At 67.5% G+C, this 14646-nt stretch carries 10 protein-coding genes; 2 read left to right on the top strand and 8 right to left on the bottom strand.

Features of this window, described 5'->3' with window-relative positions; genetic code table 11:
* Nucleotides 1-379 precede the first annotated feature (379 nt).
* The 3 genes from HOP58_RS19620 to HOP58_RS19610 form a co-directional block, all read right to left on the bottom strand.
* Nucleotides 380-1387, bottom strand: coding sequence for an NAD(P)-dependent alcohol dehydrogenase (locus HOP58_RS19620; protein ID WP_234261293.1), 1008 nt, complete (start codon nucleotides 1385-1387; stop codon nucleotides 380-382).
* Nucleotides 1388-1454: 67 nt separating this feature from the next.
* Nucleotides 1455-2234: an aminoglycoside adenylyltransferase family protein gene (locus HOP58_RS19615; protein WP_234261292.1), complete on the bottom strand. Its 780-nt coding sequence runs from the start codon at nucleotides 2232-2234 to the stop codon at nucleotides 1455-1457.
* Between the two features lie 56 nt (nucleotides 2235-2290).
* Complete coding sequence (locus HOP58_RS19610; protein ID WP_234261291.1) at nucleotides 2291-3493, bottom strand: MFS transporter; 1203 nt, start codon at nucleotides 3491-3493, stop codon at nucleotides 2291-2293.
* A 94-nt stretch (nucleotides 3494-3587) separates the two neighbouring features.
* On the opposite strand from HOP58_RS19610, the gene HOP58_RS19605 reads away from it, so the two are divergent.
* A complete protein-coding gene (locus HOP58_RS19605) occupies nucleotides 3588-4397 on the top strand; it encodes a helix-turn-helix transcriptional regulator (RefSeq protein ID WP_234261290.1) in 810 nt (269 codons plus the stop codon).
* 10 nt (nucleotides 4398-4407) lie between these two features.
* On the opposite strand, the gene HOP58_RS19600 is transcribed toward HOP58_RS19605, so the two are convergent.
* The 4 genes from HOP58_RS19600 to HOP58_RS19585 are packed head-to-tail and all read right to left on the bottom strand — an operon-like array spanning nucleotide 4408 to nucleotide 11084.
* The gene (locus tag HOP58_RS19600) at nucleotides 4408-4701 is read right to left on the bottom strand and encodes a DUF2149 domain-containing protein (protein ID WP_010629891.1); all 294 of its coding nucleotides are present in this window, start codon (nucleotides 4699-4701) and stop codon (nucleotides 4408-4410) included.
* Nucleotides 4698-5177, bottom strand: coding sequence for a MotA/TolQ/ExbB proton channel family protein (locus HOP58_RS19595; RefSeq protein ID WP_010629892.1), 480 nt, complete (start codon nucleotides 5175-5177; stop codon nucleotides 4698-4700). The genes HOP58_RS19600 and HOP58_RS19595 overlap by 4 nt, the downstream gene beginning before the upstream one ends.
* Complete coding sequence (gene cobN / locus HOP58_RS19590; protein WP_234261289.1) at nucleotides 5174-9145, bottom strand: cobaltochelatase subunit CobN; 3972 nt, start codon at nucleotides 9143-9145, stop codon at nucleotides 5174-5176. The genes HOP58_RS19595 and cobN overlap by 4 nt, the downstream gene beginning before the upstream one ends.
* 1 nt (nucleotide 9146) lies before the next feature.
* Nucleotides 9147-11084: a TonB-dependent receptor gene (locus HOP58_RS19585; RefSeq protein WP_234261288.1), complete on the bottom strand. Its 1938-nt coding sequence runs from the start codon at nucleotides 11082-11084 to the stop codon at nucleotides 9147-9149.
* A gap of 176 nt (nucleotides 11085-11260) precedes the next feature.
* Between HOP58_RS19585 and HOP58_RS19580 the strand changes: the two genes are divergently transcribed.
* Entirely contained in the window at nucleotides 11261-13699 is a 2439-nt protein-coding gene (locus tag HOP58_RS19580; RefSeq protein ID WP_234261287.1) for a membrane-bound PQQ-dependent dehydrogenase, glucose/quinate/shikimate family, read from the top strand.
* Here the strand turns inward: HOP58_RS19580 and HOP58_RS19575 are convergent.
* Complete coding sequence (locus tag HOP58_RS19575; protein WP_234261286.1) at nucleotides 13678-14577, bottom strand: LysR family transcriptional regulator; 900 nt, start codon at nucleotides 14575-14577, stop codon at nucleotides 13678-13680. The genes HOP58_RS19580 and HOP58_RS19575 overlap by 22 nt on opposite strands.
* Nucleotides 14578-14646 lie beyond the last annotated feature (69 nt).

Here is a 14646-nt window from a genome sequence, read left to right as displayed (position 1 = left end):
TAGTAGGCATCAGGGGGCATAATCTAAGTCCCAGGCTGTAGCGCCTCAGGCTCTGTGGATGCTCACCCTGATGCCAAGGCCTGCTGGTAGCTAATCAACAAGCCCGGAGAGACACAAGGCTTTGTCTGAAAAGTCGGCGAGCGAAGGTCAGGGCTAGGCCCGTTCCTTACGGGCCAACGCACTTCCCACATCCATGTGGGTCGCAAGGCAAAAATCAGCGACAAATCGGCAGGAAAGCCGATTTGGGCAGCTCCGCTGCTCGAAGAGCGAGCGACATGGATGTCGCGAGCCCAAAGACGGAGTTTACGTGGTGTAAATGAGTACTTTGAGCTGATTTTTAACGCCGTATGGCCAAGCGCAGACAGTTTTCAGGCATAGCCTAGAAGGTCAGGCAGATCTTGCCGAAGTGACGTCCCGACTCCTCGTGGCGGAAGGCGTCGGCGATCTGTTCCAGCGAAAAACGACTGTCGATGATCGGGCGCACGCCGCAGGCCTCGATGCCGCGCACCATCTCCTGCTGATGAATGCGGCTGCCGACGATCAGCCCCTGCAGGCGTGCCTGCTTGGCCATCAGCTTGACGGTGGGCACTTCGCCGCCGCGCCCGGTCAGAATGCCGATCAGGGCGATATGACCGCCGATGCGCACGGCGTCGATGGATTGCGGCAGGGTGCCGGGGCCACCCACCTCGATCACGTGGTCGACGCCCTGGCCGTCAGTCAGCGCCTGCACCTTCTTGCCCCACTCCGGCTCGGCCTTGTAGTTGATGGTATGGTCGGCGCCGAGCTTCTTGAGCGTTTCGATCTTCTCGTCGGATGACGAGGTCGAAATCACCCGGGCGCCCATGGCCTTGGCAAACTGCAGGGCGAAAATGGAAACGCCACCGGTGCCCAGGGTGAGCACCGTATCGCCGGCCTTGAGATTGCCATCCACCACCAGCGCCCGCCAGGCAGTGAGCCCCGCCGTGGTGAGGGTAGCGGCCTCCTCGTGGCTGTAACCCTTGGGCGCGTGGGTGAACCAAGTGGCCGGGCGAATGACCTGCTCGCGGGCGTAGCCGTCGAGGCCATCGCCGGGGGTGGTCTTGAAGTCCGCCACTCGGGCCGGGCCGTCGAGCCAGTAGGGGAAGAAGGTGGAGACCACCGCATCGCCAACGGCGAACTCCTCGACGCCCTCGCCCACCGCCTCGACCACGCCCGCCCCGTCGGACATGGGAATGCGGCCATCTTCGGTAGGGATCATCCCGGCGACCACAGCATAGTCGTGGAAGTTGAGCGAGCTGGCATGGATCCGCACGCGGATCTCCCCCGGCCCAGGCTCTCCCGGCGCCTCGCGTTCGACGACTTGCAACTGGTCCAGCCCGCCGGGGCTCTTCAGGGTAACGACCTTCATGACAGACTCCTTAGCCATCCAAGAAAATGAGCGTGCTAAGAGACTAGCCTAATGGGCCCGCCTTCGGTCAAGCGATGGCCCGCTGCAGATAGGCCGCCAGCGCTTTCACCTGCGGCTTGCGCTGTGTCCAGTCCTCGCTGCCTCCTGCGAGATAGCCGCGCCGCGCCATCGCCATGATGGCCTGATGCTCGGGGGGCAGGCGCTCCAGCGCCCAGGTGGCGGCAACGTCCTTGGGAGCGATCTCTCCCGTCTCGAGAGTCATCCACATGCGCGCCAGGGTCAGTAGCACGTTGCGCTCATCGCCCTGCAACCCCGCCACCAGGCCAGGCAGCGAATCGGCGATGGCCCGGCGTAGGTCCGCCTCGGGAATCGGCGCGACCAGTTCTGCGAGTTCCGGCCCGTACAGGGCCAGGCTCGACTGCCTGGCGGTGGTCAGCACCACGGCCAGATCGGGGTCGGCTGCCGCCGGCGGTATGCGACCCTGCTCGAACTCGTCCCTCAGCCACTCGCCGTAGACCAGTTCGCTCCCCGGCGGGTAGTGCCACGGCACCAGCACCTGCCGACATAGCAGCGTCACTTCCAATGGTCTGGGCGAGCCGTCGTTGGCGGGGCTTCCGGAGACCCGCATCAGCGCCTCGACCAGCCGTCGGCGCACCGCCTCCTCGGGCGGCTGGCCGACGATCACCAACACGTCCACGTCGCTATTGGGTCGCAGGCCGCCGGCAAGCGCCGAGCCGAACAGATAGACGCCGACCACGCTCTCGCCCAGCTCGCGAGCGATGATGGCGAAGGCATCCATGGCCTCCTGTGGTAGTGACTGGCCGGCCGCCTGGGAAGAGAGCTCCATCGTGTCCTCCATTCTCCTGATGCGCCACGCAACAGCCCACTCTCCGCTAACCGATGTTACTGGCTATCACCGAGAGCCGCCTGCGCGTAGCGTCGGGCCGGCAGCAGCAAGGCCGCCATGGCCACACCGACGGCACAGGCGGCCAGCAACATGTAGAGCCGGACGAATCCGGCGGCCGGCTCGTAACCCCAGGCCACGATCGGCACGGCCAGGGCACCGACCCCCAACGACAGTACGTACTTCACGGCATAGACCCGTGCCCGCCAGGCGCTCGCGGTATGGCGTGCCACGATGGCATCCTGTACCGGAATGACACCGAACACCGTCAGCATCAGCCCTAGCGACAGGGCAACGATCTGCCATTGCCCACCCTGTACCATCAGCAGCAACAGCGGGACCTGCAACAACGCCAGCAGCAGCATCAATTGCCGCGGCGCGACCCGGTCCACCGCCCTGCCGGTGACGAGTTGCGCCATGGAGGCGCAGGCGAAGATCAGCGAGGCCAGCCCGGCGGCACCGAGCAGGGCATTCCCGCCGCCGCTGAAGGCGTCTTCCATGATCTTGGGCAGCGCGACGGTGGTGGAGGCAAACACGAGGCCGCCCATCAGTGCGGTGACGATCAGGTAGGCCAGAATCCGGCCCGGTATGGCCGTTGAGGCCTGCACCGCTGCCGGGGCATCGCCAGCCGGTCGTAGCGGCTGAAGCGGCTTGCTTTCAGCCGATACCAGCGCCAGGTAAGCGATGCCACTCGCCAGGCACAGCGCCCCGGGTATGAAAAAGGCGGCCTGCCAACCGAGCATGCCCGTGATCGCACCGGTCAGCAGCGGCGCCGCTGCGACGCCCATGTTGCCCCACACGCCGTTCACCCCCAGCGCCTGACCGACGCCATCACTGCTCTCCGCCACCATGGCGATGCCGACGGGATGATAGATGGCCGCGAAGCTACCCATCAGAAACAGCCCGGCCGCCAACTGGTAAGGGCCGCTCGCAAAGCCTGTGAGCATGGAAGCCGCACCGAGTCCCAGGAACATCAGGGCTATCATGCCGCGCCGACTCCAGCGGTCGCCCAGCCAGCCCGCCGGCAGGGTAAAGGCGGCAAAGGCGACGAAGCCCGCCGTGGCCGGTAGTAGCAGCGCAGCGTAATCGCCCTGGCCGCGTCGCTCGAGCGCCACCGCCACCGTGGGATGGATCAGCATGAAATAGTGGGCGTAGGCGTGCCCCAGGTTGAGGAACAGTAGCGGAACGCGTTTGCCGTTCATGGCCAGACTCCAGAGTTGCCGAGCTTTCAGGCTAAACTGGACGCGAAGCGACTTCTCTCGCCATTCTGACAAGACATATCGCGAAACGGACAATATGCCCCACACCCTGGCCCACGCCACGCCCCTGTCACGCGAAGCCCTGCAGCGGCGCATCGAGAGCGCCTCGGGTCCGGTACAGCCCTATGCCTGCGACTACCCCGCCGGCTGGGACACCGGCCGTCATCATCACCTGCGCCATCAGCTCGTCTTCGCCACCCAGGGCGTGATGACGATAGCGACCCCAGCGGGATGGTGGATGGTGCCACCCCAGCTTGCGGTATGGATTCCCGCTCGCCTGGAGCATGCGCTGCTGATGCACCGGCCTGTGAAGCTGCGCACCCTCTATCTCGATGAGCGGCTAGGGCCATCGGCCCAGCCACGCGTAGTGAACGTCTCGTCGCTGCTGCGCGAGCTGATACTGCGTTTGATGGAGCTGCCGGCCGAGGCGACCGCCCACGGCGCCGGCGCCCGCTTGGTCGCGGTACTGCTGGACGAGCTGCACGCAGGGCCCACGCTACCGCTGCACCTGCCCGAGCCCGACGATCCCGCGCTGCGGCGGATCTGCACCGCCCTGCGTGACGACCCGGCTAACCGGGACGACCTGACCACCTGGGGCGGCAGGGTCGGTGCCTCGTCACGCACCCTGGCACGACGCTTCCTGGCGCAGACCGGCATGGGCTTTACCGCCTGGCGACAGCAGGCCCGCCTGCTCGCCGCCCTGCCCATGCTGGCGGAAGGGCGCTCGGTCACCGTCGTGTCTCAGGAGGTCGGTTACGAATCGCCCAGCGCCTTCATCGCCGCCTTTCGCCGCAGCCTCGGCACCAGCCCCGGGCGCTACTTTTCCCGCCCGGCCGGCCATGATTGAGGTCTTACGCTCAGTCGCTGTCCGGCACGAAGACCAGCGAGCCGTCCTGCAGGCGGTAGGTAGTGCCGGCACGTACGCCCTCCCCTTCGCCGATCTCGCCGCTGCGCTCATAGCGCTCCAGTCGCTCAGCCGTTTCTGCGACCGTCTCGCCCCCTTCACGCTGACTCACGGCCTCGAGCGCCGTGGCGCTGCTCTGGGCCACCACGATCAGCAGCATCACCACGATGACTAGGAAGACATCAATGACGTTGACCACCGAGAGAATCGGGTCGTCGCTCTCCTCGGCATCCAGGAAACGCCTCATGCCCCGGCCTCCTCGCGCTCGATGCGCTTCAGCGCCACCAGAAGCCAGCGCCGCCGCACGGTGAGTATCCAGAAGGTGATCGAGGCGGTGATCAGCGCCAGGATCACCGCGGCGAAGGCCACCACGAGCTGCTCACCCACCGTGGCCAGGTCGCCGTCGCCCAGCGCCAGCAGCGCCGGCCCCAGCGGAATCATGGTGGCCACCAGGCCCAGCATGGGCGCGGTACGCGACACCACCCGCAGCGGTTCGAGGCGGCGCAGGATCACCAGCTCCAGTTCCTCGCTGTCGAGCCGGCCGTGGCGAGCCAGTTGCTCGCGCAGCGGACAGGCCGCCAGGCCGCGGCGCCGCTGCCAGGCGGCCACCGCAAAGGCGCCAAGGGCGTAGAATGCGTAGGCGAACAGCAGCAGGATCAGGATCAGCACCGGCATCAGGAACAGCCGGCCCAGTTCGTACATGGTGATTTCCAGTGTCGTCATGCGGGGGTCTCCCGATAGGCAGGTAGTGCGTTGACGTGGCGACCGCGCCGCCACTGATGCAGGGCGCCGAGCAGGAACGGCAGCAGCAGCACCATGATGTAGAGCAGCGATGTCCAGGCAGAGGTAGCATCGCCCTGCGGTGCGGGCTCATTCATCGGCTGAAGAAGCTCGCCCACCACCGGTTCCGTTTGCCCGCCGCCCTCCCCCACCGTCGTGGGCGACTGCATCCCGAAGCCGGCCAGGCTGGAGTCGACGAACGCTTCCCGCGCCGCGCTGCCGCCGGTGCCGCCGGTGCTGCCGGTGCTGCCGTGGGCGCCTGTCCACTCCCGGTAATGGCTCAGCAGCGCCTCCAGGGCGGCGTCGTCGGGCTGCCAGTGGGCGGTGCGTACGGCGTCCAGCATGCGCTCGACGATGCGTGTCAGCGCTTCGGGGTTGTGCGTCTCGAACCACGCCTCCAGCCCCAGCTCATAGGCGTCCTGTACGTAAATCTCGAAAAAGCGCTGCCACTGGTCGTCGCGCACCATCTCCGGCGCGGTGGCCTGCCAGCCCCACAGGTTCTCGACGGTGGCCTGCAGATTGGTGGTGCCCGAATAGCCCTCCGCCACCATGCTGGCGAGCCAGCGTGGGTGGTGGTAGCGAGTGCGGATCTCCCTTGAGAGGAACTGCTCGGCACGCTCCATGCGGCCGTTGGCCGCATCGCGCAGGTTGCCGATGTAGAGCGTGGGACGCTCGCCGCCAGCCACGCTGGCGCCGAGCGAGAGCCCACCCAGGTACTGGAAGGGGTCGTCGGAAGTGAGCAGGCCGTAGAGGTTGGAGCTGCGGGCGAACACCGCGGCATCGATCTCGCCGAGCTGGCGCTCGAACAGGTTGAGTCCGGCCACCGTTTCGCCCCAATGCTCGGGGTCGGGGCCATAGGCATGCTGCAGACGGTCGAGAAAGACCCGCCCCAGGTAGGCGTCGTCGCGCTCGCCGCCGTTGGCCCAGGCGTCTACGTCGGCCACGGCGCCGTCGAGCCCCAGCCCGTACTGGCCGATATCCGAGGAAAAGGCCCGGGTGCGGCTCAGCCGCGCAACGCTCTCGACGTCCAGTCCCAGAGTGCGGAGCTCCTCTTCCAGGCGCAGAGTCATGGCCCGTACCGAGTTGTCCGGCTCCTCTTGCTCCGCCGCCAGGGCAGCGGCCTGCGCCAGCCACTCGAGGGTGCCGGCGAAGGCATCGCGGTAGAGCCCGCTGGTCTGCAGCACCACGTCGACACGGGGACGGCCCAGCTCTTCCTCGGGAATCAGCTCGACGCCCTCCACACGACCGCGCGAATTCCACACCGGCCGTATCCCCAGGGCGGCCAGCACCTGCCCTTCGATCACGCCATGGTGGCGCATCACCTCCATGGACCACAGCGTGAAGGCCAGCCGTTCGGGCGGCTTGCCATGCTCCGCCCGGTGCTCCTCGAGCAGCGTCTCCAGCAGCTCGGCGCCGGTCTCGTAGGCGGCGCGGGTGGGCACTCGCGAGGGATCGAAACCGTATAGGTTGCGCCCGGTAGGCAGCGAATCCGGGTTACGGATGGGGTCGCCGCCCACCGAGGGCATAACGAAGCCACCGCCCAGCGCTGCGATCAGCGCCTCGCTCTCGCGCTGGGTGCGCAGCGCTTCGAAATACTCGTCTGCGCGGGCGAGCATGTCGGCCAGCGCCTCCTCATGCTCGCCAGCACTGCCTCCCGTTTCCAGCAGGTGCGCGACGAGCAGGCGGTAGGGGGCGGAGTCGACCACGGCGGTCTCGAAATCACCGGCGAACAGCTCTTCGGGGTCGTCGGCAACGAGTTCGAGGAATTCGTCGCCGAGCATCTGCATCACCGTGGCGACCAGGTGCTCGTCTTCCGCCGTGCGGCCGAAGGTGTGCAGGCCGATGGGCTCGCTCTGCTGGGCCAGGTCGTGAATGTAGTCGTGCAGCGCATGCAGGAAATGCTCGAAGTCGGCGTCCAGGGCGGCATCGTCGAAGCCCAGGTCGGCGTGCAGATCCATCTCGCGCCCCTGTTCGATGATTTGGTCACGCACCCGCTCGCGGGCGGCACCGTCGTCCATGGTCTCCCAATCGTGCACCAGGTGGTGCAGGTCCACCAGCTCATGGTAGAGCGCCGCAGGGGCGAAAGGCGGGGTCTGGTGGGAAACCATGGTGGCGCGCAGGCGCCGCTTGGCCAAGGTGGCCTCGGCCAGGTTGTCGACGATGTAGGGATAAACGTGGGGCAGCTCGCCGAGCAGGGCATGGGGGTCGTCGTCCAGCGCCAGGCCGCGGCTCTTGCCCACGCCGAACTCCGCCGAACCGTGGGTGCCGAAATGGATCAGAGCATCGGCGTCGAAAGCACGATGCAGGTAGGCGTAGCTGGCCAGGTAGTCGTGGCTCAGCGCCAGGTCGGTATCGTGGTAGGCCCCTTCCCGCGCCGGATCGCCCGGCAGCGCCCGCGGCGGCTGGGGCATGACCAGCAGATTGCCGAGGGCCAGGCGCGGCACCACGAAGAAGCGCTCGCCGTCACGCTCGATCAGGGTTCGTGCCGTCTCCGGCGGGCCCCACTCCGCTTCGGTGCGTGCCCGCACGGACTCGCCGCGGGAATCCAGCCAGTCGAGGTAGTCGTCGAGCGGGAAAAGAGCAGCCAGGTCGTCGTCGAGCAGCGCTTCGAGGCCGGCGTCGGCCTGGTAGGCACCGACCAGCCGCTTGCCGGCATCGGTGAGCCGCTCAACGTCGGGCCGTTCCACGTCGTAGCCGGCCTCTGCCAGATCGTGCAGGGTGGCAGCGAGGCTGGCGGGCAGGTTGAGGTGCGAGGCGGAGAAGTTCTCGCTGCCCGCCGGATAGTTGTAGACGTAGAGGCCCAGGCGCTTGTCTGCATTGGGCTTGCGCCGGAGTTCGGCGGCCTTGAGCGCTCGCCGCACCAGCATGCCGAGCTCGGGCTCGATCGGCAGCACTTCCCCACTGACGGCATGCTCCGCCGCTACCACGCTGGGGTCGGCGATGCCGGCCATCTCGGCCATGGCGAAGTAGAACGGCGTGCTGCCCCGGGGAAAGCCCACCGGGTCGTCGCGCCAGGCGGCCTCGTCGCCATCGCGGTAGATCAGCCCCTGCAGCACCGGTACGCCCAGGGCCGCCAGATCGTCCCGGCGCCCTTCGGGGTTCAGGGTCACGCGGTAGAACAGCAGCGCGTCGACGATCGGTTCGCCCCCCTCCATGGTCATGGCCGTGAGCCCCTCGCCGCCCTGCACCGGCACGTAGAACGGCAGCGGCACCGCACCGGCCGCCTCGATATGCGCAATGGTGGCGTCGATCCAGCCGGTCAGGGTATGGCGCACGTGGGTGTCGTGCAGGGCGATGCCGATCACCGGACGCTCGTCGAAGTCGCCGTACCAGTCGCGGTAGGACGCCAGGTCGTCGAACACCAATCCCTCGTAATCGGGGTGGTAGATGCCGTGATCGGGATAGCGAATGGGCTCCGGCACCGGGGCCTCGTGCAGCCCCAGCAGCGGCCCGGCGATATGGGTGAACAGCGCCGCGAAGTTGCGCTCGCCGCCCTCGGTCAGGTAGGCGGCAATACGTTCGCCGAGCCCGGCCTCCAGGCCGTGGCTATCGGTTCGCTCACGCGCCACGACCACCAGCGGGGTTTGCCGCTCGGCCAGGGCCTCGCGCAGCGCCTCGACCCTTTCGGGGCGGGCGAGCTCGTGGCTCGGGGCAAAGACCACCGCCAGGTCGAGACCCGCCAGCGCTGCCGCATCGGGAGACTCCGGCAGGGCCTCGACGAAGCCGGTGTCGACCTTGATGCCCTGGGCATCGCCCAGCCGGGCCAGCTCCTCGAGCAGGCCCGGCCGGATGGGGTCGTTGACCAGCAGCAGCATGCGCGGGCGCGCCTCCTCGGCCGCCAGCGCCGTGGCAAGTAGCAGCCCGGCCGTCGCGATCAAGGCCAGACCGGCACGTCTCGGAACTCCCCACATCTCAGAACTCCCAGTTCAGCGAGGCGTGGTAGAAGCGGCCGCGAATCTCGTTGATGAAGGCGTCGTCCACCTCCGCCAGGCGCTGGTCGGTCAGGTTGTCGATGCCGGCAGCCAGCGACAGGCCATGCCCGAGCGACTGGCGCAGCCCCACATGGAGCAGGGTGTAGTCGCGGGTGCGCACCTCGCCGCGCCGTTGGGAGCCGATGTACTCGCCGCGCAGGTGCGCCGCCGCTCCCTGCCACACCGGCGTCTCCGCCAGCAGATTGAAGCGCTGCCGCGGGCGGTTCTCCAGAGTCTCACCGGTTTCGCGGTTACGTGCGTCGAGGTAGGTGTAGTTGGCCCGCAGCAGGCTGCCGTCGTCGAATTGACGGCCAAGCTCCAGCTCCACGCCCTGGGTGCGCGCACGGTCGACGTTGATGTAGGTGCGCAGCTCGTCCTCACCGGGCGGACGGCTGCCGGGTTCGCAGAACTCGATGCAGCGCAGGTCGATGAGGTCCTTGATGTCGTTGCGGAACAGGGTGATGGCAGCGCGATGCCGCTCGTCCTCGTGCTCCAGCGCCAGGCTGTAACTGTCGCTGCGTTCGGGTTCGAGATCGGGATTGCCGATGATGCGCAGCGGCCGAGTGCTGAAGGTGAAGTCGTAATCCGCCGCCGAACGGCGCAGGTCGGGAGCGCTGAAACCGCGGCCGTAGTCGGCCTTGAGCCGGGTGCTTGGCGTGAGCGCGTAGACCGCGCCTGCACGCGGGCTCACCTCGCCGGTATAGCGGGTGTGATCGTCGTAGCGGGTGCCCAGGGTCAGCACCAGTCGGTCGTCGAGGAAGTGGCCACGGTTCTGCACCAGCACGCCGCGATGGTTGACGGTGTCGTCGTGCTCGCGCCCGCCCTCGCGGTCGCGCGAGAAGTGCTCGCGACGGTGGTCGGCGCCCACCGTCAGCTCCTGGCCCGCGCCCCAGTAGTAGGTCGTGCTGGCGTCGACGATGTCGTCGGTGTGCTGATCGCGACGATCGAGATGCAGCGCCTCGGAGTCGCTGCGCGAGCGGTAGGCGTCCACCCGGGCGGTCCAGGTCGGCGCATCGAACTGATAGCGGGCGCCGGTGCTGTAGCGCCGGATGTCGAGTTCACGGGTGTCGGCATCGCCCCGCCGGGCGCGCCGCTCGTCGTCGCTGCCGTGGAAGAACAGCTCGACCTCGTGCCCTTCGCCGGGGCGGAAGAACAGGCTACCCATGCCCGAGAGCGCCTCGCGTCCCTCGATTTCATCTATCCCCGGCTGGTCGGGGTTGAGCACGCCGTCGCGGTCGAGGTAGTCCAGGCTCAGCATGGCGCCGACCCGTTCGCTCAGCGGACCCGCCGCGTGCACGGCCAGGTTGCGCTCGCTGCCACCGCTGCGCGGGTGCACGCTGCCCAGGCGCGACTGCACCCTGCCGGCCCAGGTGTCCTCGGGCGGCCGCACGATGACGTTGATCACGCCTCCCAGGGCATCGGCGCCGTAGAGCGACGAGGTGGGCCCGCGCACCACCTCGATGCGATCGATGGCGGCGGTGGGAATCTGCGTCATGCGGAAATCGCTGTGGCCGACCAGCTCATCGGTGTTGTTGAGGCGCCGGCCGTTGACCAGGATCAGCGTCTGCCCCGGATTGAAGCCGCGCACGCGGATCTGACTGCGACCGTCCTGCTCGTTGTCGATGGCAAGCCCCGGCACGTCGCGCAGCAGTTCCGCCAAGGTGGTGGCCGGCTGGCGCTCGATGTCCTCGCGGGTGACTTCGGAGTAGCCGCTCGGCGCCTCTTCGCGGCGAATTTCGCTACGGGTGGCGGTGACCACCAGCGGCGAGAGCGAGCCGACCCGCGGCTGTCCGGTTTCCGTTGTCTCGGCCCAGGCCGGCGACCAGGCGAGGAGGCAGGCCAGGCTCCCGCCCAGCCAAGCGTATCGTTGGCGTTCCATTGGATTCCCCTTGCATGCTAACAAAAGAGAAATGTTATAACATAACAGCAATGCTGTATGGCAAATGCCGCCCGATCCGTTGGGCTGCATTCATGGCACCCACCCTCGATGTAGCCTAGCTTTAAGCGAGCCCCTCAATCGGGCCTACCTTCTCGCCCTTGACCACGGGTAACGCCATGGATGTGCATACCTCACGAGGAGCGGCCGGCTGGGCCGTCACCGTTTTCGCCATCGTTCTGCTGCTGCTCGGCCTGGCCATGTCGCTGGGTGGCGCCTACCTGATCTATCTCGGCGGAACGTTCTACTTTCTCCTGGCCGGCATCGGCACGCTGGTGGCTGCCGTCATGCTCAAGCTGGGTTTGCCTGCGGGGGTGTGGGTCTATGCCGCTACCGTAGCGGGTACGTTTCTCTGGTCGCTGTGGGAAATTGCCATGAAGGGCTGGATGCCGGTCTGGCACATCGACCTGATGGCGCGTACCGGTCTCATGGCTGGGTTGCTGGCTGTCGCCCTGTTACTCCTGCCCGTGTTGTATCGCCGCGGTTACTATCAGCCCGCCCTGCCCTACGCCGGCCCCCTGCTAGGCGTGCTGATCATGGCCGGCTACGCCGGGGCGGTGCTGTGGCTCATCTTCGACTCGGGCCCAGATGCACCCACCACGGTGGCGGCCGAGGAGATCCCTCAGCAGGGGGGCCCGGACGACACCGACTGGGTTGCCTACGGCGGCACCAACCTGGCCCAGCGCTTCTCGCCGGCCGACCGGATCACACCGCACAATGCCGATCAGTTGGAGGTGGCCTGGGAGTTCAATACCGGCGACGAACCGCCCAGCGATGCCGCCCCCTACGCCTTCCAGAATACGCCGCTGAAAATCGGTAATAGCCTGTACATCTGCACTCAGAGCAACCAGGTCTTCGCTCTCGATCCAGGCACGGGCGAGCAGCAGTGGCACTTCGACCCGCAAGTGGCGGTAGAAGCCCAGGAGCACGTTTTCTCTACCACCTGCCGCTCGGTGGCTTACTTCGAGGCCCCCGAGCCTGTTGAGGAGTGCCCTCGTCGCCTGCTGTTGGGCACGCTGGACGGCCGCCTGATGGCACTGAACGCCGAAGACGGCTCGCTGTGCAACGGCTTCGGCGACAACGGCACGGTGGATCTCAACGACCGCATGGACCCTCAAGCGTTGGGACTGCTCTCCAACACCTCTGGGCCGATCGTGGTGAACGGAATCGTGGTGGTGGGCCATCAGGTCACCGACAACCAGCGCCGCGACGCGCCTTCCGGTGCCGTACGCGCCTACGATGCCATCACCGGCGAATGGCAGTGGACCTGGGACTCGGTATGGACCACCCCGGACCGACAGCCACCTGAAGGAGAGCTCTACCCTCGCGGTACCCCCAACGTGTGGGCGCCGATATCGGCCGACGAGGAGCTGGGCCTGGTCTACCTGCCCACCGGCAACCCCACCAACGACCAGTATGGCGGCGACCGCAGCCCCGAGGAGGATGAGTTCACCTCGACGCTAGTCGCGGTGGAGGCCGACAGCGGTGAAGTGCGCTGGAAGTTCACCACGGTGCTCCACGATCTGTGGGACTACGACCTCGGCGCCCAGCCCGCGCTGATCGACTTCCCTACCGACGACGGGCCCCGTCCCGCCGTGGTACAGGCGACCAAGTATGGCCAGGTGTTCGTCTTCGACCGCGAGACCGGCGAGCCCCTGCTACCCATCGAGGAGCGCCCGGTACCCCAGGGCGCCATCGAGGGCGACTGGACCGCCGAGGTGCAGCGCTTCTCGCCGAGCATGCCCAACTTCGGCTCGATACCCGGCCAGGAAGTGGAGCACTTCACCGGCGCCCACACCTGGGGGGCCACCCCCATCGACCACCTCTACTGCCGGATTCAGTTCGAGCGCATGCGCTACGAAGGCATGTTCACTCCACCGACCCTCGACCATCCCGGCGGCATGCTGCAGTTCCCGGGCATTCTCGGCGGCATCAACTGGGGCAGCGCCGCCTTCGATCTCGACAACGGGCTGATGATCGTCAACAACAACCGCATGCCGTCACGGGTGGTGCTCTACCCACGCGAGGAAGCCGACGAAATGGAGAATATCGCCCCAATCGGCGAAGAGGATGCCAGCTATATCGATCAGGAAGCACAACCCATGCTCGGCGCCCCGGTGGCGGCGCAGCGTGGCGCCTGGCTATCGCCGCTGGATATGCCCTGTGCCGCGCCGCCCTGGGGCTTTCTCAGCGCCACCGATCTCGCCACTGGCGAACTGGTGTGGTCCCGACCGATCGGCACCAGTTTCGACCAGGGCCCCTGGGGTATCCCGGCGAGACTGAAGATGACCGTCGGCGCCCCCACCAGCGCGGGACCGATCACGACGGCCGGCGGCGTAACCTTCATCGGCGCCACCATGGACGACTACATTCGCGCCTTCAACAACACCACCGGCGATATGCTGTGGGAGGCGCGCTTGCCCGCAGGCGGCCAGGCGACGCCGATGACCTACATGCACGAGGGACGTCAGTACGTGGTGATCGCCGCAGGCGGCGCCTTTCAGGCCGAAACCAGCCTGGGCGACAGTGTGATGGCCTATGCACTGCCCGAGGAGTGAGCCGGCCGCCCGGGCCGGCCCGCCAGGCGAGGTTGGCAGGCGCTCAGCGCCTCGGCGACGTAGGCCATGAAGGCGCGAATGCGCGCCACCCGGCGCAGGTCGGGATGGGTCAGCAGCCACAGGTCGGTGGCGAGCTCGGGGATCGGCTCGCCGAGTCGGGTAAGGGCCGGTTCGGCATCGGCGAGATAGCAGGGCAGCACGGCGCGGCCGAGCCCATCGCGGGCGGCGGCCAGCATGCCGAACATGGTGTCGACGCGATAGCGGCAGCGCTCGTTGGCCCCCTGCCCGGCCATCCAGGCGTCGAGCGCGGCATAGCCCAGGTGGCGGTCCGGCCCGACCCAGGCATCGGCGGTGCCATCGGCACGGGCGTAAACGGCCTGGGCGATGGTGCCGACCCGCCGGCCTACCAGATGCTCGGGTGGCGTGGGCGAGGGCCGCACCGCCACGTCGGCGTCGCGCTGGGAGAGGTTGAACAGCTGGTTGGAGATCGCCACTTCGAGCACGATTTCGGGGTGGGTGTGCTGGAAGCCGGCGAAGATCGGCGACAGCAGCCCCATCAATAGTGTATCGGTGGTGGTCACGCGAACGGTGCCGGAGAGGCGCAGGTCACGCCCCACCACGCGTCGCTCGGCGCCCAGTACCTCGGTTTCCACGCGAGCGGCGGTTGCCGCCAGGTCCTCCCCCGCCGGGGTCGGTGCGTAACCCGTGCGCGAGCGTTCGAACAGCGCCACGCCCAGGCGCCGCTCGATGGCATTCAGGCGGCGGAACACCGTGGCGTGACTGGCCCCCAACCGCCGTCCGGCGCCGGACAGCGAGCCCGCCTCGGCGATGGCCTGCACCACGCGCAGGTCGTCCCAGTGCAAAACCTGTTCACTCATGCAAGCTTCATCGTCAGCTTTAGGGAATTTCAGTTCACCAGCGCACAGCATAGCCTTTTGGGATGTTGC

Origin of the sequence: Halomonas sp. MCCC 1A11062 (genome assembly GCF_021404355.1) — a bacterium.
Classification (GTDB): Bacteria; Pseudomonadota; Gammaproteobacteria; order Pseudomonadales; family Halomonadaceae; genus Halomonas; species Halomonas aerodenitrificans.
This window is presented reverse-complemented; position numbering and strand designations above follow the sequence as displayed.

Coding starts and splice junctions, on each gene's coding strand:
- HOP58_RS19620 (WP_234261293.1), bottom strand. CDS start 1,387: ATGAAGGTCGTTACCCTGAAGAGCCCCGGCGGGCTGGACCAGTTGCAA.
- HOP58_RS19615 (WP_234261292.1), bottom strand. CDS start 2,234: ATGGAGCTCTCTTCCCAGGCGGCCGGCCAGTCACTACCACAGGAGGCC.
- HOP58_RS19610 (WP_234261291.1), bottom strand. CDS start 3,493: ATGAACGGCAAACGCGTTCCGCTACTGTTCCTCAACCTGGGGCACGCC.
- HOP58_RS19605 (WP_234261290.1), top strand. CDS start 3,588: ATGCCCCACACCCTGGCCCACGCCACGCCCCTGTCACGCGAAGCCCTG.
- HOP58_RS19600 (WP_010629891.1), bottom strand. CDS start 4,701: ATGAGGCGTTTCCTGGATGCCGAGGAGAGCGACGACCCGATTCTCTCG.
- HOP58_RS19595 (WP_010629892.1), bottom strand. CDS start 5,177: ATGACGACACTGGAAATCACCATGTACGAACTGGGCCGGCTGTTCCTG.
- cobN (WP_234261289.1), bottom strand. CDS start 9,145: ATGTGGGGAGTTCCGAGACGTGCCGGTCTGGCCTTGATCGCGACGGCC.
- HOP58_RS19585 (WP_234261288.1), bottom strand. CDS start 11,084: ATGGAACGCCAACGATACGCTTGGCTGGGCGGGAGCCTGGCCTGCCTC.
- HOP58_RS19580 (WP_234261287.1), top strand. CDS start 11,261: ATGGATGTGCATACCTCACGAGGAGCGGCCGGCTGGGCCGTCACCGTT.
- HOP58_RS19575 (WP_234261286.1), bottom strand. CDS start 14,577: ATGAGTGAACAGGTTTTGCACTGGGACGACCTGCGCGTGGTGCAGGCC.